Source organism: Parafrankia colletiae, assembly GCF_001854655.1.
In the GTDB taxonomy this organism is placed as follows: Bacteria; Actinomycetota; Actinomycetes; order Frankiales; family Frankiaceae; genus Parafrankia; species Parafrankia colletiae.
The window spans coordinates 182,215-201,782 of the sequence record NZ_MBLM01000080.1 but is presented as its reverse complement, the minus strand read 5'-3'; the positions used below and the strand labels follow the sequence as shown (position 1 = coordinate 201,782).

The following is a 19,568-nucleotide window of genomic DNA, read 5'->3' as shown; positions in this document are numbered from 1 at the left end:
CAGTACTAGAACAGCCCGTAGATCGTCTGCCAGGTGCCATACCCGGACCGGGACGTCCCGACACGGTGTCCCGGCCCGGGCCGGGACACCGTGTCCCGTCGATCAGCTTCCGGCGGGTCCACGTCTGTGGCCGCTCCGGCTTCCCTTCTCGCTAGGCAGCAGCGGCTCCAGCACAGCCCACTGCTCGTTCGTGAGGTCACCCCGCGCCACACAACGGATCATGCAACCCGAAAGGCGCCAGCAGATCCCGGACAACCTCAGGATGCATTTCTGAAACAATCCTAATAGTGGATGCAGCGATCACCGGTGGTATAGAATACGCTACCTATGCTGTAGCCAAGGTACCCACAAACCCAATAGTTCAACCCGTACTCAATATCGGAGCACCACGCACCAGTCGGAGCCACCCCAATATCGCCGGTCTGTCCAAGTTGGGCGCCCCCCGAAGAAGTCCCCGCCTTTCCTAGCACGCCAGACTTTCCGTTTGCTTGAAGATTGACGATTCTCACTACATTGAGCGCAGGGTCGGGGTTATAGCGAAGAAACTGAACAGCTGCACCGTAGTTGATATTTCCCGTGTTATTCTTCTCGCTCGGGTATATGGTCTGTACGACCGACCAGTCCGGATTGTACTGACCGCACAAACTTGCCGCGCTGGCGGGCGAGGAGGAAAGGAAGGAAAGAGAGGTAGCCGCCAACAGCGTGGCGGCAAACAGTACTAGACGGCGCACTCGGTCAACTCCTTGCTGATCGATCCGGGCAAGCAGACTTGAAAAGAGTATCGACTCGCCATAATTCTGCGATAATTCGGATATCACGAGGGCGCTGTTGCGTTACGGGAAGTTGGACATGCCAGCTGGCGCCGGGGCGGCTGCCGATCAGACGGCGGCGGCGAGTTCGGTGAACGCGGCGGCCAGCCGAAGCTGTGGGTTGCTGTCGATCCCGAGTTCGTAGTAGCCGCGGCGAATGTTCTGGACCAGGGCGTGGCCGGCGCTGATCGTCTGGACGGACCGCAGGCGTTTCAGCCCGCGCATCGGCCGCAGCCGTGCTTTCAACCGGCTGTGGCCGGCTTCGATTCAGGCGCTGGTGTCCCAGGCGAGCTGTGTGAGGTCGATGGCTTCGGATTCCGTGGGCCGTTCGAGGGCGGTGATCGTCGCCCAGCCCTGTCGGAGCAGGGCGACGTCGCTGCCCGCACCGGCCTCCTCCGAGGTCTCACTGAAGGTGGTGGTGAGGTAGCCGCGTCCCCGTTCACCGATTCGCGCCTGCACCGCGCCGAAGGGCGCCAGAGCCGCCGGCCGCATTCCGCGCAGCTGCTCGGACGGCAGGTCGGGCACGTTCACGTTGAGCACGAACGGCGCGCCACGGTACGCGAGCAGCCAGCCGAGGGCCCGGTCCGCGACCAGCACCGACGACTCCCAGTGGACGGGCTGCGTCGCGGCGCACGAGACGGCCAGCGCCGGCAGGCCGTGGGTGACCGCCGTGAGAGCCGCCCCGACCGTGCCGGAGTGCAGCACGGCCTGACCGGTGTTCGGTCCGTGGTTGACGCCCGTGAGCACGACGTCGGGTACCGTGCCGAACGCACCGCGGACACCCACGAAAACGATCAGCGCGGGCGACGCGTGGACGGACAGAGCTGCCAGATCCGGGACGCCGTCGAGCACGCGTTCCTCCACCAGCAGGCGCCCCTGCGACTCCAGCGCGGACAGGGAGGCGCTGCTCCCGCTCCGTTCGCCGTCGGGCGCCGCCACAGTCACGTCCAGCCCACACGCGACGGCGGTCCGGACGAGGGTGCGCAGGCCACCGCTGTCGATACCGTCGTCGTTGGTGATCAGTGCGTGCATCAGCGCGTGGCGTCCTCGCTCGCCGGGCAGATCTCCACCCGGGCCGCCAGACGTTCGATCAGGTCCCGTTCGCCGGTGGCGAGCCCGTGCCGGGTCGTGTTCAACGCACCGGCCGCCGCCCCGAGGCGCAGCGCCTGGTCCATGTCCGCCCCGCGTGCCAGGGCGGCCGCGACACCGGCCGTCATCGAGTCACCCGCGCCGCGGTGGTCGAGCATGGTGAACCGGGGCGTGCGGATCTCGGCCGCGCGGTCGCCGACCAGTGCCAGCGCCGGCTGCTCCGCGCGGGACACGATCACCGTCTCGGCACCGGAACGGGCCAGCTTCCCCATGACCGCCCGCAGCTCGTCCGGGTCGTCGGAGCCGGCGTGCCCGTCCCGGACAAGATCGTCGTGGCTGACCTTGAGCACCGCGACCCCGCCCTCCAGCGCCGCCGTCAGGCACTCCCCCGACAGGTCCGCCACCACCCGGGTGCCCGCCCCGGTGAGGTCCGCCGCCAGCCGCCGGTAGGTGTCGGCGGGCAGCACGCCCGCACCGTCAGGGCCACCGAAGACCGCCACACCGGCGTCGAGCCCTTCGACCAACGCCGTGTTGTACAGCCCGTCGAGGTCGTGACGGGTAAGCGGCGGCGCCGGAGCCGTCGCCACAGCCTCGCGCCGTCCCGCGCGGCGGTCGTGCACATAGCCCCCGTTGTCGCTGCCGGCCGCAACCGGCCGGATGGCGACACCGCTGTACCCCAACAGGGTCATGAGCACCTCGCCGGTCTCCCCGCCGAACGGCGCGCACAGCCGGGCCTCGACGTCCAGCACCATCATCAGGTGCGCGATCCACACCCCCTGGCCGCCCGCGTGCAGGTGGATGTCGCTCGCCCCGTCCGGTCGCGCCTCGATCGTCACCGTCAGCAGTGGTGACGGGGCGAACACCATGACCCGCGGTGATCGGGATCGCTCTCCCCCGATCGTCCGTGGTGCGGGGTGCGTCGTGACGGATGCGGCCACGCGGTGACTGTTCCCGCCGGGCGGGCCCCGACACGCCCTGCCGGCCTGCCGATGGGCCCACCGTGCCCGCCGAGGCCCCCTGGCCGAACAGGCCGCGCCTGCCACACCGCTGCCCGGGGCCGGCGTGTGTCCGCGGCAGCGCCCTACGGTCGATCAGGCCGTTCAGCCCGGTGATCAGGTCAGGCCACGCCGTCGGTGCTGGCCGCCGGTGTACGGGCGGCCAGCGCCCCACCCCACGCTGTGACGCGACGTGCCCGTCCGTGGGCCTCCGCTGTCAGCGGCGGAGAGTTCGGACGTCCAGCCAGACCAGCCGGTGGTCGGAGCTCGGGAACGGGTAGGTGCCGGTGAGCTGGGACAGCGGGTCCGAGGACGGCGGCCAGAACACCCCGGCGCCCGCAACGGCGAGGGTGCGCGACGGCAGGACGTAGTCGGCGCGCAGGTTGCCCGGGGCCGTGTCCGCGAAGTCGGCCGTGTCCTGGGCGGGGTCGCCTCGGTGGGTGGCGTTGGCACCGCCCTGCAGTGCGGCGGCCTCGACGGCACCGGCGCTCGTCGGGGTGGCCGAGGCATTCACCCAGCGGCTGTCGAGCAGCTGGGTCGCAGCGGACATGTCGACATCTGACGGTGCTGTCGCCGAGGTTGCGGCAGCGACCGGCGCCACGTCCACGCAGACTGCACTCGCCTGGCTGCTGGCCCGCGCGGACGTGGTAACCATCGCCGCGCGGCTACCGCCCGGCCCGGGCTGCCGCCTCCGCCTCCAGCCGGCGGGCCAGGTCGGCTTCGGCCGCGCGACCGAGCCGTTCCAGCGCCAGGGCCTTCATCGCATAGTGGAGGGGGATGTCCGGGCCGGATTCGATCGCCTCGTCCGCGGCGGCGAGGGCCTCCTCGTTCCGCCCCAGGTTCAGCAGCGCCATCGCCCGCACGTTGCTCGCGTAGGCCAGCAGGCCGGCCGTGACGCCGAGCGCCCGGGTGTCCCTGCTCAGCTCGCTGACGCGCCGGGCGGCGTCGAGCGCCTCCTCGTACCGGCGGGAAGCGTTGAGAACCGAGGCGAGGCGGGCCAGCGCGACCATGTGCAGGGGTGACAGCCGCAGCGCGCGGTCGAACCAGGCCGCGGCGGCGTCGAGCTGCTGGCGGTCGGAGAGGCCGTCGGCCTTCTCGAGGATCGCGCTGACGTTGGTCGGGTCGAGCGCGAGGAGCGTGTCGTACGCCGCGTCCGACTCGTCGTGGCGGCCCAGCCTGACCAGTGCACGGGCCCTGCCCTGGTGGGCGGCGTAGTAGGTGGCCCGCTCCGCGACGGCCCGTTCGAAGGCGGCCAGCGCATCCTGGTGGCGGCCTTCGCCGGCCAGTTCGGTGCCCTCGTTGAACCGGAGCACCGGCTCCGGGTAGCGGCGCGCGGCCAGGCTCTCCCGGTGCGAGCCGTCGAGCAGCTCGCCGTCGCACCGGCGGCAGCCGCCCAGCGGGCCGGCCGGTCCCGGCCGCGCGAGCATGCAGCGGTCGCAGTAGGTGGTCCGGCAGTCGGCGCACACGACGTACGTGATGGAGAAGTGCTCGGGATCCTTCAGCGCGGCCGGGTTCCCCCCGGGGATGGCCGAGACGGAGATCATCCGTTGGCAGCTGTAGCCTCCGCAGTAGAGAAGCATCACCACGTCCCTTCGGGTTGTTGTTGGTCGGCCCGGGCCAGCTCGGCGCGGATCCCCGCCGGCCGAATCCAGCCGAGGCCGGCGTCCTGCAGGCCCGCGAGCAGGCGCTCGACGTCCTCGTTCGTCCACTCGGCACCGCGCCAGCGGTGGCGCCGCAGGAACGCGTCCAGGTGCCAGCGGGCTGACTCGTCCCAGTCGGCTGCGGCTGGGAAGGCGTGGTCCCAGTCGAGCTGCCACGCCCGCACCCGGCCGTCCTCGCCCAGCGACAGCAGCGTGCGCGCGTCGGCGCTGGCGAGCACCGCCCGGACGGGGCCACGGTGTGCCGACAGACTCCGCAGGCAGCTGCCCTCGGCAAGGTCCCAGACGCGGACGGTGCCGTCCGCCCCGCCGGACAGCGCGAACCGGCCGTCGGTGGTCAGCCCGAGCGCTGTCACCGCCCCGTCGTGGCCGGTCAGCCGGTGCCGCGGCTCGTGCCATCCACCGTCGTCGGCGCCGGCCAGGTCCCAGACCCACAGCGATCCCGCGCTGGTCGCCGCGACCGCGAGCTGACCGTCCTGGCTCATCTCGATCCTGGTCAGCGGTTCGCGGCCGCACAGCAGCATGCCCCGCAGCTCACCGGTCGGCGGGTCGAACAACCGAAGGGCGCTCGCGGTGCTGCTGGCGGAGATCCCGAGGCAGCCGCCGGGACCGACCCGGGTCGTGTGCGCGCTCGTCACCCAGCAGGGGACGGTGGCGGGGGGCGCGTTCCGCGGCAGCTCCCAGACGAACGCGAAGTGCAGGCTCTCCAGGCCGCCGACCACCTCGAACTCGTGGGAGACGAGGAAACGCGCGTCGGCGCCGAGGGTGAGCCCGGTGACGAACCTCGGCGAGTCCCGCATCGTGCGCAGGCACCGCCGCGTCACCGTGTCCCAGACCTTCAGCGTGCCGTCCCGGCAGCCGGTGACCAGCAGCCGGCCGTCCACACTGGACGTGACGGCCTCCACCGCCGCCGGGTGGTCGTCGAGTGCGAACAGGCGCTGCCCGGACTCCACCTCCCAGACCAGCAGGCTCCCGTCGTCGCCGCCGGTCAGTGCGAACCGGCTGTCGGGAGTGAACCCCACACAGCGGACCTGCGGCCCGAAGGTCGACAGCCGGTGCCGGCGCTCGCCGGTGGCGACGTCGACGAGCGCGGCGGACGAGTGCTGCCGGCTCAACGCCAGCCGGCCGTCCGGGCTCAGCGCGAACCCGCCGGCGACCAGCGGCGAGTAGTCGCTGCGGGTGCCGGCCGCGATGCCGAGCTGGTCGGACAGACCAGCCGGGGGGTCGCGCAGGTCGCGCAGGTGCCAGGCCCCCAGCAGGCCCGTCCGCCGGCCGTGCCGTCCGACGGCCGCCCACCGGGTGAGCAGGTCCGCGTCGCGTTCGTGGCCGGCGACGCCGCGGGCCGCCCGGAGCTCGCCGGCTGCCTCCGCCCAGCGGCCCTCCCCCGCGAGCCGTTCGCCGCGCCGTGCCGCGAGCTGGACGGCGCCCGCCTCGCGGGACGCCTCGCCCGCGTCCCGCGGCCGCGCGTAGCTCCACGGCGACAGCGCCACCGACGGCCCGGCGGTCCGCCACACCAGTACCGATGTGCCCTGGCCGCAGGCAGCCACCTCGCCTGCGTCGTCGAGCGCCAGGACGGCGTCGCCCGGGCCGGGCAGGGTCCCGCCCGGGCCGGGCAGGGTCCGCAGGCAGCGGCCGGCCGCCAGGTCCCAGACCTCCACGCCGCCCGCGACGGACATCACCGCGCGCCGCCCGTCGCCGCTGACCGCGCCGAAGCGCCGCGTCACGGCCAGGGTGCGGAGTTCGCGTGCGGCCACCGTGTCCCAGACCTGGGTCCGTCCTTCGCCGTCGACGACGCCCACCCGACCGCCGGGGCCGAGCAGGCCGGTCATCCGGTGGAACTGGACCGAGTGCAGGAGCTGGCCGGCGGCGGCGTCCCAGACCCGGAGCCGGTTCGTCCCGGGCTCCCAGTGGACGACGCGCCGCCCGTCGGCGCTGACCGCGACCTGTTCGCCGTGGCTGTGGTCGACGCGCCGCCGGCGCAGCGCCCGGGCGAGCCGGCCGCCGGCGACGTCCCAGACCAGGAACGTGCCGTCGTCGGCCACCGACGCCGCGGTCGTGCCGTCCTGGCTGACCGCGACCGACCGCACCCGCAGGGAGTGTTCGCCGAAGCGGTGAAGCGGCCGCCCCGAGTCGACGTCCCACACCACGACCGACCCGTCGTCTCCCCCGGAGACCAGGACCCGTCCCGCGCCGTCGAGGGCGACCGTTCCGATCGTGCCCGCGTGTCCGGGCAGCACGGCCACGCATCGTCCGCCGGCGGCGTCCGGCGCTGCGGCGTCCGGCGCTGCGGCGTCCGGCGCTGCGGCGGCACCGCCGTCGACGTCCCAGACGCGGATCTCGGCGGCGTGGCCGGGTCCCGTCGGGCGTGACGGGTCCGCCGTGGCGGCGGCGACCCGGCGGCCGTCGCCGCTGACCGCCACCGCCTGGACGGGGTTGCGGTGCCCGGCGAGGATCCGGGCCACCGGCACGGGCGCTGCCCGGCGGGCGGATGCGAGGGCCCGGGCGACCTGGGGGTCGGGCCCGCCGGGACCGTGGGGGCTGCCGGACGCGCCGGAGCGGGCGGCCGCCGTGGCGAGCAGCGGTTCCGCGCTGCCCGGATCGCCGCGTTCGAGGTGGACGAGCCCGAGCAGGTGGTCGTCGAGCCAGTGCTGCCGCCGGTTGCCGGCTCGGATGTCCGCCAGCTCGGCGACGAGCTGCAGGTCCGTGCACGCACCCGTCCGCCAGCGGTGCAGGCCCCGGTTGTAGACGGCGTGCGCGTGCCGCGGGTCCGCCCGCAGTGCCTGTTCCCACAGTGCCTCGGCCTGCTCCGCCCGGCCGAGGTCGAGCAGCGACAGCGCCTGGTTCGACAGGCCGTCGGCGAGCATGCGCACGGCGGACGGCCGCTCGCGCGGATAGGGCTCGCCGATCACCTCGCTGTAGAGGGCGACGAGCTCCTCGGCGACCTGTTCCATTCGGGACGGCCGGTCCGCCGGCCGGCGCGCGAGGCAGCGCCGGAGCAGGTCGGCGACCGCCGAGGGCAGGGCGGGTGGGATGTCGGCCGGCCCGGTGGCACGCGGGCGGTTCGCCGGCGGCCGGCCCACGAACGACTCCAGGGCCGCGTCCGCGAGGTGCCCGTACCGGGCTGGCGGCCCGCCGGTGAACAGGTCCAGGACGCTGACCGCCCACGACCAGATGTCGGTGGCCCGGGAGACCCGCACGTACCGGCCGGCCGCCGCGTCAGCCTGTTCCGGCGAGCAGTAGGCGGGAGTGAGACCACCGTAGGTGACCAGCACGGTGCCGGCCGGGGCGGCCGCGGCGCCCACGGCGGCCGCGGCGGCCGGTGTCGGACCGCCCGCCACCATCCGCGCCCGGGCCAGCCCGAAGTCGGTCACCTTCACCGTGCCGCCGCGGGTCAGCATGACGTTGGCGGGCTTGACGTCCTGGTGGACGAGCCCGCTGCGGTGCGCGTGCTCCAGGCCCCAGGCGAACTGGATCGCCACGTCGAGCACCCGCCGCAGCGCCTCGGCCGGCCCGCCCTGGTACAGCCGGCGGCTGCGGACGGCCTCGGCCAGGCTGCCGCCGTCGACCCACTCGGCGAACACCCTTGGCACCGCGCCCAGCCGGCGCACGTAGGCGCAGCTGACGACATGTGGATGCAGGCCGAGGGCCATCCAGGCCTCGGCCTCGTGCTCGAACGCGACCCGCCCGCGTTCGGTGGCGACGAACTCCGGGCGGGGCGCCTTCACCGCCAGCTCGATGTTCCAGCCGCGGTGCCGGACCCGGTAGACCAGGCCCATCGCGCCGGAGGCCACCACGTCCAGGACGTCGTAGAGCCCGAGCACCACGTCACCGGGACGCCAGGGTCGGTCGGGCCCGGCCGACCACGCAGCCTCACCCACGGTGGCACCCACATCGCGGAGGCGCGTCGACCATGGGCGCAGTCTGTCACGTTACGTGGCGATTCCGACCGGGCTAGGCCTATCGGACTCTGGACACCACGGACACCACGGCGCACGTCGCCGTGACGGTGCCGTCCGGCGGTTGGTCAGCGCCGGTCTCAGACCGGCGCGAAGAAGTGGGTCCCGTCGCGCTCCAGCTGTGCGACCAGACCGAACTCCCAGTCGAGGTAGGCCTGCATCGACTCGTGGGCGTTGTCCGTGCCCTCGTACGGCCGGCGGTAGCGGTCGGTGGCCGGGGTGAGGAACCGCTGTTCGCCGGTCTCGATCGCGGCGCCCGACGCACGCCAGGCCCGTGTACCTCCGGCGAGTGCGAACGCCGGCAGACCGGGTCCGTCCGCCAGGTCGGCAACCGCCCAGCGGGCAAGATCGCCGGTGGGCGAGGTGACGACGAGGCGCGGGTGTGACGGCAGCCTGCGCAGAGCCGGCTCCAGCTGGGCCCGGATCGCGAACCACGCCCCCGGTAGATGGCCCTGTGCGTACGCACGGCTCGGGCCGATGTCGACGACCACGGCGGTGGACGCCGCCAGCCAGGCGGCCAGTTCAGCGGGCTCGACCTCGTCGACCGCCGGAGGGTCGGGCGCCCGGGTGGGCGCGTGCCCCACCTCCGTGAGGCCGGGGCCGGCGTCGACGACGTAGGTCTCCCAGCCCATCTGGGCCAGCCACGAGGCCGTCATGCCTGCGCGGACCCCGTCGTCGTCCGCGAGGACCAGACGGGCGCCCCGGACGGGCGCGAAATGATCGGTCTCCTGGACCAGCTGCCCGCCGGGCGCATGGCGGAAGCCGGGCAGGTGCCCCGCCACGTACTCGTCCTCGGTGCGGACGTCGAAGCGATACACGGTTCGCCCGGGATCGTCGAGGGTCGCGAGCTCGCAGGGTTCGAGCGGGCGCACGCCCGCGCGCAGCGCCATCTCCCGTGCACCGCGCCGTGCTGCCTCGCGGTGATCCGCCCGCACCTGCGTCGGCGCGCGCCGGGTGGCCCCGTGGTCGAGACCGAGGCCGGCCAGCTTCCAGCCGATCGTGCCGTTCCGCAGCGCCGTGACCGGATTGGGCAGACCCGCGTTGATGAGTGACTGGGTGCCGATGATGCTTCGCGTGYGACCGGCGCAGTTGACCACGATCGGCGTGCGAGGGTCGGGTGCCAGCTCACGGATGCGCAACACGAGYTCGCCTCCCGGAACGCTCACCGCAGACGGAATGCTCATCGTGTGGTATTCGTCGTACCGTCGTACATCGACGATGAGCGGCGGCGTTTCGCCGAGCAGGCGTCGGACCTCCTGYGCCGGCAGCGAGGGTGTGTGCCTGACCGCCTCGACGAGCTCACCGAACGCCTTGCTGGGCACGTTGACGTCCCGAAAAAGCTCACCGCCGGCCGATCGCCAGCCGTCGAGCCCGCCGGCCAGCTCCCAGACCTGGGAATAGCCCAGCTGGTGCAGGCGGGCGACCGCGCGCGGTGCCAGATCAACGCCGTCGTGCTCTCCGTAGACCACGATGGGCGTCTCCGGGCGTGGAACACGCTCCCAGATCTCCGCCTCCAGGCGTGAAAGCGGAAGACTGGCGGCCCACAGCGGGTGCTCCTGCGCGAAGGGATCCTCCTCCCGCAGGTCGAGCAGAGCGATCTCCTCCCGTTTCAGCAGAAGGCCGCGCACCTGGCCGGCGTCCAACGTTCGGGTCGCTCCCGCTTCCTGCGCACGCTCCACGGGCCCCATTCTTGCCGGTGGCGGGTCGGGACAGCGCCATGTCCGGCATCCGGGTGGACGGCGCGGCCTCCCTCGTCACGGAGGACTGCGTCCTGGACGGGAACGCGACCGGGCTCGCCCTCGCCCCGGAGACGTCCGCGACCTGCTCCGCCACGGTGGTGAGTGCGAGCGCCGGGGCGGGCTCGCCGCCCATGCCAGCGCCCGGGCGTGGCTGTTCCTCGTCGCGCGCAATCTCACCGTCGACTGGCACCGTCGACTGACACCGCCGGCAGGCTGCGCGCCCGCAGGAACTGCCCGTGCCCACCGCCGAACCGGCGCGCGCGACCGACCGGCGGGCAGCCGACAGCCTGGACGCCGCACTGCTTGCGTACCGATCTGGTCCGGGCGCTGCGCACACTGTCCCGGCAGCACCGCGAAACCCTCGTCCACCTGCACTGCCTGGATCGGACCCAGCGCGAGACGGCCGGCGTCCTGGAGATCCCGCTCGGGACCGTCAAGTCACGCCACCACACCGCCGTGCAGGAGTTGCGCCGGGCGCTCGCCACCCGGGGAATCCACGGCCGCCGATCAGACGGATGGGCCGTTGATGGGCGCAGTCAACATTGCTATCCTTGCAAGGATACATGGCATAAGCGCGTGGCGAAATGGCATGCGGCGTGCCGCCGACGGCCAGCGACGGAGACGTGTCAGAACACCGGCGTCCTCACGTGCAGGGGGTCTCGACCGTGGTTTGTCACCGGTGTCGGCCGCCCAGCCAGGCGCGGAGCCGGCCATGACCGGATCCGCAATACCCGACAACACCCACGAGCAGGACCGAGGATTCTCCTATGCAGCCCTGTGAACCCACGAACACCCCGGAAGTCGTCGACCAGGAGGCGCTTCACCAGAAGTACCTCGCCGAGCGCGACAAGCGGTTACGTCGCGACGGCCAGCGGCAGTACGTGGAGACCGGCGACGATTTCGCCGAGTTCTACGAGGCCGATCCGCACACCCCGGTCACGCCGCGCACGCCCATCGACGGCGATATCGAGGTGGTGATCCTCGGCGGCGGCTTCTCGGGTCTGATCGCCGCACACCGGCTGCAGCAGGCCGGCATCACCGACTTCCGGATCGTGGAGCTGGGCGGGGACTTCGGCGGCGTCTGGTACTGGAACCGCTATCCGGGAATCCAGATCGACTCGGACGCCTACTGCTATCTCCCGCTTCTTGAGGAGACCGGCTACCTGCCGAAGGAGAAGTTCTCCCACGGCGACGAGTGCTACGAGCACGCACAGCGCGTCGGGCGCCATCTCGGAGCGTACGAGAAGGCACTGTTTCACACCCTGATCCGTTCGCTGGAGTGGGACGAGGAGATCCAGCGCTGGCGGATCGCCACCAACCGCGGTGACACGATCCGGGCCCGGTTCGTCATCATGTGCCAGGGCCCCTACAACCGGCCCAAGCTCCCCGGCATCCCCGGCATCTCCGACTTCCGCGGGCACACCATCCACACCGCACGCTGGGATTTCGACTACACCGGCGGGAACCTGCACGGCGGGCTCGACAGGATCGCCGACAAGCGGATCGCCGTGATCGGCACGGGTTCCAGCGGCGTCCAGGCGATTCCGCACCTGGCCCGCGGCGCGAAGCACCTGACGGTGTTCCAGCGGACGCCGTCCTACGTCTTCGAGCGCTCCGACTCCCCGACCGACCCGGAATGGGCGGCGTCCCTGAAGCCCGGGTGGCGGGAGGAGCGCCAGCGCAACTTCCACAACGCGACCTTCGCCTTCTACTCCCCCGGCGAGCAGGACTGGATCTGCGACGCCTGGACGGAGGTCTCCCGCAACCTGGCAGCCCGCCTCAACGCCACGGACGGCTGGGGCGCGCTGGCCGACCCCGTGAAGTTCGCCGAGATGCACGAGGCCGAGGACTACCGGGTCGCGGAGCGGATCCGTCAGCGGGTCGACAGTGTCGTCACCGACCCGAAGACCGCGGAGGTCCTCAAGCCGTACTTCCGCATCCTGTGCAAGCGCCCGGTCTTCAACGACGAGTACCTGCCGACCTTCAACCGCCCGAACGTGACCCTCGTCGACGTGTCGGACGCGAAGGGCGTAGAGCGGATCACCGAGCGCGGGGTCGTCGCGAACGGCATCGAGTACGAGGTCGACTGCATCGTCTTCGCCAGCGGCTTCGAGATCACCAGCTCCCTCGACCGGCAGCTGGCCATCCAGCCGCTCGCCGGGCGCGAGGGCAGGTCCCTCTACGACCACTGGGACAAGGGCTTCCGCACGCTGCACGGCATCATGTCGCACGGCTTCCCGAACTACTTCTCGACCGGCTTCATCCAGGGCGGCGTCACCGCGTCCACGACCAAGATGTTCGAACAGCAGGCCGACCACATCGCCTACATCATCGCGGCGGCGAAGACGCGCGGGGCGACGGTCGTGGAGCCCACCGCCGAGGCGGAGGAGAACTGGATCCGCACCATCCGCGAGAACAGGATCGACAACACCAGGTTCGTCGGCGAGTGCACCCCCGGCTACTACAACAGCGAGGGCGAGACGAACGGGCGCTTCTTCCTCGGCGAGCCGTACGGCCCCGGCTTCTACGCCCTCGAGGAGCTGCTGCAGAACTGGCGTGACGCCGGCGATCTCGCCGGTCTCGACCTGACCAGCTGACACCGCGCGACCTTGTCGGCCGGTCCCGCCGCCCGTGGCGGTGGCGGGACCGGCCGGCTGACCGGGTCGGTCCGGCCGGCCAGACGCCCAGCCGGACCAGCCTGGATCAGCCGGGCTGGCGTGCCGCGCGGGCGGCCGCCTGCCGGCGGATCTCGGCGCGGGCCAGCGCCGCCCGGTGGACCTCGTCGGGCCCGTCCGCGAAGCGCAGCGTCCGGATGCTCGCGTAGGCCTCCGCGAGCGGGAGGTCCTGGGACAGGCCCGCGGCACCGTGCGCCTGGATGGCCTTGTCGAGGATCCACTGCACCGCGGCCGGGGTAGCGATCTTGATCGCCTGGATCTCGGTGTGCGCCGCCCGGTTCCCGACGGTGTCYATCAACCAGGCCGTCTTGAGGACCAGCAGCCGCAGCTGCTCCACCCGCACCCGGGCCTCGGCGATCCAGTCGCGGATCACGCCCTGCTCGGCCAGCGGACGCCCGAACGCGACCCGGTTCTCCACCCGCTCGCACATCAGCGAGATCGCCCGCTCCGCGACGCCGATCGAGCGCATGCAGTGGTGGATCCGCCCGGGCCCCAACCGGGCCTGCGCGATCCCGAAGCCCTGCCCCTGCGCGCCGATGAGGTTCGCGGCCGGCACGCGGGCGTTGACGAACTCCAGCTCCGCGTGGCCCCCGTGGTGATGGTCGTCGTAGCCGAACACCTCCATCCCCCGGCGTATCACCAGCCCGGGGGTGTCCCGCGGGACGAGGATCATCGACTGCTGGTGGTGCCGGTCAGCATCGGGGTCGGTCTTCCCCATCACGATGAAGATCTTCGCGTCGGGGTTCATCGCACCGGTGATCCACCATTTCCGGCCGTTGATGACGTACTCGTCGCCGTCACGCTCGATCCGGGTGGAGATGTTGGTCGCGTCGGAGGAGGCCACGTCCGGCTCGGTCATCGCGAACGACGAGCGGATCTCGCCGGCCAGCAGCGGCTCCAGCCACTGCGCCCGCTGCGCCTCGCTGCCGAACATCGACAGCACCTCCATGTTGCCCGTGTCCGGCGCGGAGCAGTTCAGCGCCGCCGGCGCCAGGCGGCCACCATGGCCGGTGATCTCCGCCAGTGGCGCGTACTGCAGGTTCGTCAGGCCGGCGCCGTGCTCCCCGGGGAGGAACAGGTTCCACAGCCCACGGCTGCGCGCCTCGGCCCGCAGCTCGGCCAGGACCGGCGGCCGCGTCCAGGCCCACCGCTGCCCCTGCTGCTCAAGCTCGGCGAGCTGCTCCCGGAACACCGGTTGCGCCGGCTCGACGTGGGTCGCCATGAAGTCGAGGAGGTTCTCCCGCAGCTCCTGGGTCTTGGCGTCGAAACCGAAGTCCATCAGTGGTACTCCTCCTCGAGCACGGCGAACTGGCCTCGAGGAGCGTATCGACCCGCGGCGTCCCGGTCGTTGTTTGCCTGATCGGCCGTTCAGGGCACCGATTCCGCCTACCGTGCCTGTCTCGGGGCGTACGGCCGCGGCAGAGCGACGGTTCCAGGAGGCGTCAACCGACCTGGCCTGCGCTCCAGTCGATGAGCGGTGGTCGCACGGCGGCGCAGAGCGGGTTTCCCCTGGCGTCGCTGAGTTTCAGGCGGGCGAGGAGACCGCCGGTTCGCCTGGCGGCGTCGAGGGTGGCGGGGTCGACAGCGTCGAACATCAGCTTCGCTCGGCTGAACCTGGCGAAGGTGCCGGCGCCGTCGACGGTGCCCCAGGACAGGTAGATGAACCGGCCCCCGGGCCGGCCCTGGATATGGGGCCCGGTGATGTCCAGACCGGCCTGTGTGGGGGTCGCGGTGGCCGGCAGCGTCCAGACGGCCGTCGGCGCGTCGCCGGGGTGCAGGTCCAGCAGGTCCTGTTGGCTGTTTCGCCGCTGCACTCCGACCTGGATACCGCGGTGGCGGGGCAGGTCGCGGCCCGGGAGGTCGGTGGCCTCGATCCGTATCCGGATGCCGGCCGGATCTCCGGCTGCGGCGCGTCGGCCGGTGGGGATGGTGTCACTCCCGGTCATGGGGCGCAGGATAGCGCGACTTCCCCGTACCCACAGGTTCTGCGGGGCTGCCTACTAACAGCCAGGACCGGGACCCGTCGACGCGAAGCTGCTGGTGGGGAGGCCGCAGCCCGCTATGAACGGGGACAGCGGGCCGGTGTTCGACACCGTCGCCAACCTGCTGGCTGCGCTGGGTCCGAAGATGCTGGACGTCGCGGCGACACGGGCCCGTGGGGCGCATCCGTACCTCGTGACGCCGGAGCACACCCGGCTCGCCCGCGAGGCACTGGGCTACGGACCACTTGTGCTCCCCGAGCAGACCGTGATCCTGTGCGGCGGGCGCGACGAGGCGCGGGTGGTCGGGGCCGAATGGCTGCGCAGATATCTCGCTCATCCGAACTACGCCAACAATCTGCTCCGGCTGGGCTTCYCCCCCGGCGACCTGGCGACGGTCAGCGACCGGCTTTTCGATGCGCTGATCGCGTGGGGGGACGAGGAGGCCATCCGGCGGCGGGTGGACGAGCACCGTGCCGCTGGCGCCGATCACGTGGCCCTGCAGGCACTCGCGCCCGACCAGGGCGCATTTCCCCGCGAGCAGTGGCGTCGCCTCGCGGCATTGCTGTAAACAGGCTCCCATGCCGGAATCGAGCACGTTCGAGCTGTCCTGCGGCCTTCCGCCGGGCCCGGATTTCGCGGATCTCGCCGTCCTCGCCGAGGAACTCGGCTACGCACGGGTCTGGATCTTCGATTCGGCTCCGCTGTGGGAGGACCCGTTCGCACACCTCGCCCTGGCCGCTGTGCGGACGAGTCGGATCGGTCTCGGCACCGCGGTCCTGATTCCCTCCCAGCGGGCGGTCATGACCATGGCGTCGGGCATCGCGACCATCGCCCGGCTCTCCGCGGGTCGTTTCCGCGCCTGCTTCGGCACCGGCTACACCGCCCGCATGACCATCGGCCAGCCGCCGATGCCGCTCGACGGCCTCTTCGACTACGTCGCCTCGATCCGCCGGCTACTCGCCGGCGAGACCATCCTGCTCGACGGGAAAGCGGCCCGCATGTTGCACGGGCCCGGCCTGACCGCGCAACGGCCGGTCAACGTCCCACTGTGGCTCAGCGTTCTCGGCCCACGCGGCAACAGGCGAGCCGGCGAGGTGGCCGACGGCACGATCGGCCCGCCGCATCCCACGCTTCCGACCGCCACCATGGTCACCGGCACCGTGCTCGATCCTGGCGAGAACTCCGACTCAGCGCGCGTCCGGGAAGCGGTCGGCCCCTGGCAGGTCGTCCGCTGGCACACCGCCTATGCCGTCGGCGGTCCGGCGGCGGTGGACGCCCTGCCAGGAGGCAGGCAGTGGCGCGAGGCCCTCGAAGGCCTCGCCCCCGCCGACCGACGCCATCTGCTCACCTTCGAGGGGCACGTCACCCACCTCTCCGAGCGAGACCGCCCGCTGCTGGACCACCTTGACCTCGATGCCATGGTCGGGGACCTCACCAGCATGATCGGGGATGCGGCCGCCGTCCGACAGAAACTCGCCCGCCTCGCCGAGGCTGGTTTCCGTGAGGTCATGTACCAGCCCTCCGGCCCCGATATCGCCCGCGAGCTGCGGACCTTCGCGCAGACCCGCCCGGCGGGGTAGCACCGGCCTCCGGTATACAGATCGCCCGGCGGACCCTCGCCCTGCCATGCCGCACCGACCGGCGTGAGCCGGCGAGCGAAAGTGATCATTTTCGGTCGGATCGTGCTGCGGGACCGAAGTCCGGTTCCGCCGGCAGCTCACTGCCGTTGTGCCACGTTGGGGGAACGAGTCGGCATAATAAGTGACATTGCACCTTCGTGCTACCCCGCTCGACCGGCGGCCGGTGGTTCCCTGCCGGCCGGCAGGGCGGCAGGGCGGCCCGCAACGCGCGGTCGCTGCGGTGGGCGCGATGGCGGGCGGCACCTGGCCGCCCGGCAGCCTGCGGGGGCGGGTGCGACGATCGCGAGAGGGCGGGCTGTGAGTAGCGAACCGAGGCGCGTTCTTCGCTGGAACCGGCTGGTTGATCACGTGGAGCCGGTGAACCTGCGGACGGACGTACCGCACTCGGCTCGGGTCTACGACTACTTCCTCGGCGGGAAGGACAACTTCCCGGCCGACCGGGAGGCCGCCGAGCAGACGCTGGCGATCTTCCCGGACATGCGGACCGGAGCGCGGGAGAACCGGGCCTTCCTGCACCGCGCGACCCGCAAGCTCGTCGGGGAGCTGGGCCTTCGGCAGTTCATCGACATCGGCACCGGCATCCCGACATCGCCGAACCTGCACGAGGTCGCGCAGGAGAGCGCCAAGGACGCCCACATCGTGTACGTCGACAACGATCCGATCGTCCTGGCGCACGCCCGGGCACTGCTCACCGGTTCCACGCAGGGCCGCACCGCGTACCTCGACGCCGACCTGCGCGAGCCGGAGAAGATCCTGCGCTCGACCGAACTGGCCGAGACGCTCGACCTCGACCAGCCGCTTGTGCTTTCACTGATCGCCGTGCTGCACTTCATTCCCGCGTCCGACGACCCGTACGGCCTCGTCCGCCGCTACACCGAGATCCTGCCCTCCGGCAGCTACGTCGTCCTCACCCACGCCACCGGGGACTTCGCGCCGGAGGCGGCGGCGAAGGTGTCGGCCACCTACCAGGCGCGCGGTATTGCACTGACGCCGCGCTCCCGGTCCGAGATCGAGGATTTCCTCACCGGCCTGGAACTCGTCGATCCGGGTGTCGTGCCGGTGCACCGGTGGCACCCCGAGGAGAACACGGGTGAGGAGCTGGCCGACGATCGCGTGAACGTCTATGGCGTCCTGGCCCGCGTCCCCTGAGCTGGCCGCCGGCCCACCGCCGCCGGCCAGCGCACCGGCCGGCGGCAACTGAACAACGCGAGGGATCCAGCCACACACCCCGGCCGGATTTTTGGGACGCTTGGGCGGTGACGGAACCCTTCACCGATTTACCTGACGTACCGACTGTTCCCGCACCGGACCTCGGCGCCGACCTGCCCGGCGGCCCGGACTTCGGTCGTTTCGTCGACAACCTGCGCCACCTGCTCGATGTCGTGACCGACGCCTGCCCGCCGGCCGAGGTGGTGACGCAGGTTGCTGATCATTTCGCACAGATCAGTGCACGGCTGGCACCGTTCGCGGTCGCGGAGTCCGAACGGGCGACCGGGCTGCGACTGGATCTCGCGGGCCGCGGCCAGACGATGGCGCCCGTCGTGCTGTGGGATGTGCGCGCCCGGGACCGGGCCACCTGCCACGTGACGTTCGGCCGGCACTACGTGACCGTGAACGGCGCGGTTCACGGCGGTGCCATCCCGCTGGTGTTCGACGAGGTGCTGGCCGTGCTGGCCAACGCCGGCGGCGTCTTCGCCCGGTCGGTGTACCTGAACGTGAACTACCGTGCGCTCACTCGGGTCGGCGTTCCCCTGCGGGTGGAGGCGACGGTCGACCGTGTCGAGGGCCGTAAGCTCGTTCTCACCGGCCGGCTTTTCGACGGCGACACGTTGTGTGCGGAGGCCGAAAGCCTGTTCGTCCAGCTGAGAACCGGTCAGCCCTGAAGTGCCCAGTCGGTCCCGAGGCGACTGAAGGCCTGTCCAGGGCACGGTTTCAGAGCAATCCAGTGCCACATTTATGCCAGCGTTCACCGGATTTTTCTGGTTTCGCCACCGGGAAGCACCACTTCCTCTGCCGTTCCGTTTTTCCCGCGCACTCGAAGGTTTGACCCCATCAGATGCGTGCAGAGCAACGGATCCGGCGCACTCATCACGACCGGTTGCGACGGCGGTGCCTACCAGCGCTGGCGTCGCGGCTGATGCCGCGACCCGCACGGATCGCTTCGCCTGCCACCGGGGCCGCCGGCGCTGAGTGCCCCCGGAATCCTTCTCGCATCGTCCCAGCTCACGGGCCCCACGAGGACGTCTGCCGCTCCGCCTTGCGAGACAAGGTGTGTTACGGGCGGAAGAGCGGGCATGTCCCCATCAGGYCGGCACGGGACGAGGCCGACGCACCAGGGACACGACGAAGCCGAGGAGGAAGCGATGAAGTTGCTACGGAGGCTCCGCAACGAGGCCCGGCGTGACGTGAACGCGGCCGACCGGTCGGCGGCACGCGGTCTGCGGCGACTGCGGCGGCGGCCGCGGAACCGCTCGACGGCGGGCACCCGCTACTGACAGGGCCACGACCCACCGACAGACCATGACGCCGGCCCAGATCCGCCGCCCGCCCACCGCACTCCGGTGGGCGGGCGGCGGCTTTTCACGACCAGACGACGATCACCCTGGGGGTGGACCGTGCTCATCGCCGGGGAACTGCTCCTCCTTGCACTCGACCCGGCCACGGGCGCACCCGTCAACTCGTCGAGGCAGCCGCTGGCCATGACGCTGGGCGGCGCGCTCATCGCCGAACTCGGCCTGACGGGCGGCGTGGTCGCGGATCGCCACCGCGACGGCCGCGACGCCGGTCGCCCCGGTCGTGGTGCAGGTCCTGAAAGAGGCTCAGGCAGCGTCCGCCGCGGCGATCGGGGCCGCCGCCGCGACGACCGCGGCGAGCGGCTCATCCTGATCTCCTGCCGCGCCGGCCACGGCGGTCACCTCGCCCTGGAGACCGACGCCGAGGCATAACCGAGCGTCACCATCAGGGCATCGATCTCCGCCAGGGCCCACCGCTCGGCGGCGGCTCCGATCGCCGGGCACCTGTTTCC

Annotated in this window: 15 protein-coding genes and 4 pseudogenes; 9 read left to right on the top strand and 10 right to left on the bottom strand. The window is 71.8% G+C overall.

Annotated features, from left to right (window positions below; translation table 11 throughout):
* Nucleotides 1-281: 281 nt before the first annotated feature.
* From CC117_RS37025 to CC117_RS10020, 8 genes and pseudogenes are all read right to left on the bottom strand, one after another.
* A complete protein-coding gene (locus CC117_RS37025; protein WP_131803046.1) occupies nucleotides 282-818 on the bottom strand; it encodes a hypothetical protein in 537 nt (178 codons plus the stop codon).
* 60 nt (nucleotides 819-878) lie between these two features.
* A pseudogene (locus CC117_RS10050) lies at nucleotides 879-1,076 on the bottom strand (DDE-type integrase/transposase/recombinase); the annotation flags it as partial.
* The gene (surE, locus tag CC117_RS10045) at nucleotides 1,077-1,841 is read right to left on the bottom strand and encodes a 5'/3'-nucleotidase SurE (RefSeq protein ID WP_071083454.1); all 765 of its coding nucleotides are present in this window, start codon (nucleotides 1,839-1,841) and stop codon (nucleotides 1,077-1,079) included.
* A complete protein-coding gene (locus CC117_RS10040; RefSeq protein WP_071083453.1) occupies nucleotides 1,841-2,764 on the bottom strand; it encodes a PfkB family carbohydrate kinase in 924 nt (307 codons plus the stop codon). Before CC117_RS10040 ends, surE begins: the two co-directional genes overlap by 1 nt.
* A 346-nt stretch (nucleotides 2,765-3,110) precedes the next feature.
* Nucleotides 3,111-3,434, bottom strand: a pseudogene (locus CC117_RS10035) (endonuclease/exonuclease/phosphatase family protein); the annotation flags it as partial.
* Between the two features lie 124 nt (nucleotides 3,435-3,558).
* Entirely contained in the window at nucleotides 3,559-4,437 is an 879-nt protein-coding gene (locus CC117_RS37990) for a tetratricopeptide repeat protein (protein WP_198541793.1), read from the bottom strand.
* Between the two features lie 35 nt (nucleotides 4,438-4,472).
* Nucleotides 4,473-8,429: a protein kinase domain-containing protein gene (locus CC117_RS10025; protein ID WP_131803044.1), complete on the bottom strand. Its 3,957-nt coding sequence runs from the start codon at nucleotides 8,427-8,429 to the stop codon at nucleotides 4,473-4,475.
* A 158-nt stretch (nucleotides 8,430-8,587) separates the two neighbouring features.
* Nucleotides 8,588-10,195, bottom strand: coding sequence for a rhodanese-like domain-containing protein (locus CC117_RS10020; protein ID WP_071083449.1), 1,608 nt, complete (start codon nucleotides 10,193-10,195; stop codon nucleotides 8,588-8,590).
* Nucleotides 10,196-10,224: 29 nt separating this feature from the next.
* Between CC117_RS10020 and CC117_RS37985 the strand changes: the two genes are divergently transcribed.
* The 3 genes and pseudogenes from CC117_RS37985 to CC117_RS10010 all read left to right on the top strand — a co-directional run bounded on the left by CC117_RS37985 (nucleotide 10,225) and on the right by CC117_RS10010 (nucleotide 12,843).
* Nucleotides 10,225-10,446, top strand: coding sequence for a hypothetical protein (locus CC117_RS37985; RefSeq protein ID WP_071083448.1), 222 nt, complete (start codon nucleotides 10,225-10,227; stop codon nucleotides 10,444-10,446).
* A pseudogene (locus tag CC117_RS40475) lies at nucleotides 10,349-10,705 on the top strand (sigma factor-like helix-turn-helix DNA-binding protein); the annotation flags it as partial. The gene CC117_RS37985 and the pseudogene CC117_RS40475, both read left to right, overlap by 98 nt.
* A 308-nt stretch (nucleotides 10,706-11,013) precedes the next feature.
* The gene (locus CC117_RS10010) at nucleotides 11,014-12,843 is read left to right on the top strand and encodes a flavin-containing monooxygenase (protein ID WP_071083447.1); all 1,830 of its coding nucleotides are present in this window, start codon (nucleotides 11,014-11,016) and stop codon (nucleotides 12,841-12,843) included.
* Nucleotides 12,844-12,949: 106 nt separating this feature from the next.
* Here CC117_RS10010 and CC117_RS10005 read toward each other — a convergent pair whose 3' ends face one another.
* Nucleotides 12,950-14,200: an acyl-CoA dehydrogenase family protein gene (locus tag CC117_RS10005; RefSeq protein WP_071083446.1), complete on the bottom strand. Its 1,251-nt coding sequence runs from the start codon at nucleotides 14,198-14,200 to the stop codon at nucleotides 12,950-12,952.
* Nucleotides 14,201-14,363: 163 nt separating this feature from the next.
* Complete coding sequence (locus CC117_RS10000; protein ID WP_071083445.1) at nucleotides 14,364-14,867, bottom strand: DUF5990 family protein; 504 nt, start codon at nucleotides 14,865-14,867, stop codon at nucleotides 14,364-14,366.
* A gap of 157 nt (nucleotides 14,868-15,024) precedes the next feature.
* Here CC117_RS10000 and CC117_RS09995 point away from each other — a divergent pair.
* The 6 genes and pseudogenes from CC117_RS09995 to CC117_RS09975 all read left to right on the top strand — a co-directional run.
* Nucleotides 15,025-15,471, top strand: a pseudogene (locus CC117_RS09995) (LLM class F420-dependent oxidoreductase); the annotation flags it as partial.
* A gap of 10 nt (nucleotides 15,472-15,481) precedes the next feature.
* On the top strand, nucleotides 15,482-16,483 hold the full coding sequence (locus CC117_RS09990) for an LLM class flavin-dependent oxidoreductase (RefSeq protein WP_084131859.1): 1,002 nt from the start codon (nucleotides 15,482-15,484) through the stop codon (nucleotides 16,481-16,483).
* Between the two features lie 408 nt (nucleotides 16,484-16,891).
* Complete coding sequence (locus CC117_RS09985) at nucleotides 16,892-17,692, top strand: SAM-dependent methyltransferase (RefSeq protein WP_084131857.1); 801 nt, start codon at nucleotides 16,892-16,894, stop codon at nucleotides 17,690-17,692.
* A 107-nt stretch (nucleotides 17,693-17,799) separates the two neighbouring features.
* Nucleotides 17,800-18,426: a PaaI family thioesterase gene (locus CC117_RS09980; protein ID WP_071083444.1), complete on the top strand. Its 627-nt coding sequence runs from the start codon at nucleotides 17,800-17,802 to the stop codon at nucleotides 18,424-18,426.
* 480 nt (nucleotides 18,427-18,906) lie between these two features.
* Nucleotides 18,907-19,038, top strand: a complete 132-nt coding sequence (locus tag CC117_RS39780) for a hypothetical protein (RefSeq protein WP_256385368.1) — start codon at nucleotides 18,907-18,909, stop codon at nucleotides 19,036-19,038.
* A gap of 120 nt (nucleotides 19,039-19,158) precedes the next feature.
* A complete protein-coding gene (locus tag CC117_RS09975; protein WP_071083443.1) occupies nucleotides 19,159-19,488 on the top strand; it encodes a GPP34 family phosphoprotein in 330 nt (109 codons plus the stop codon).
* Nucleotides 19,489-19,568 lie beyond the last annotated feature (80 nt).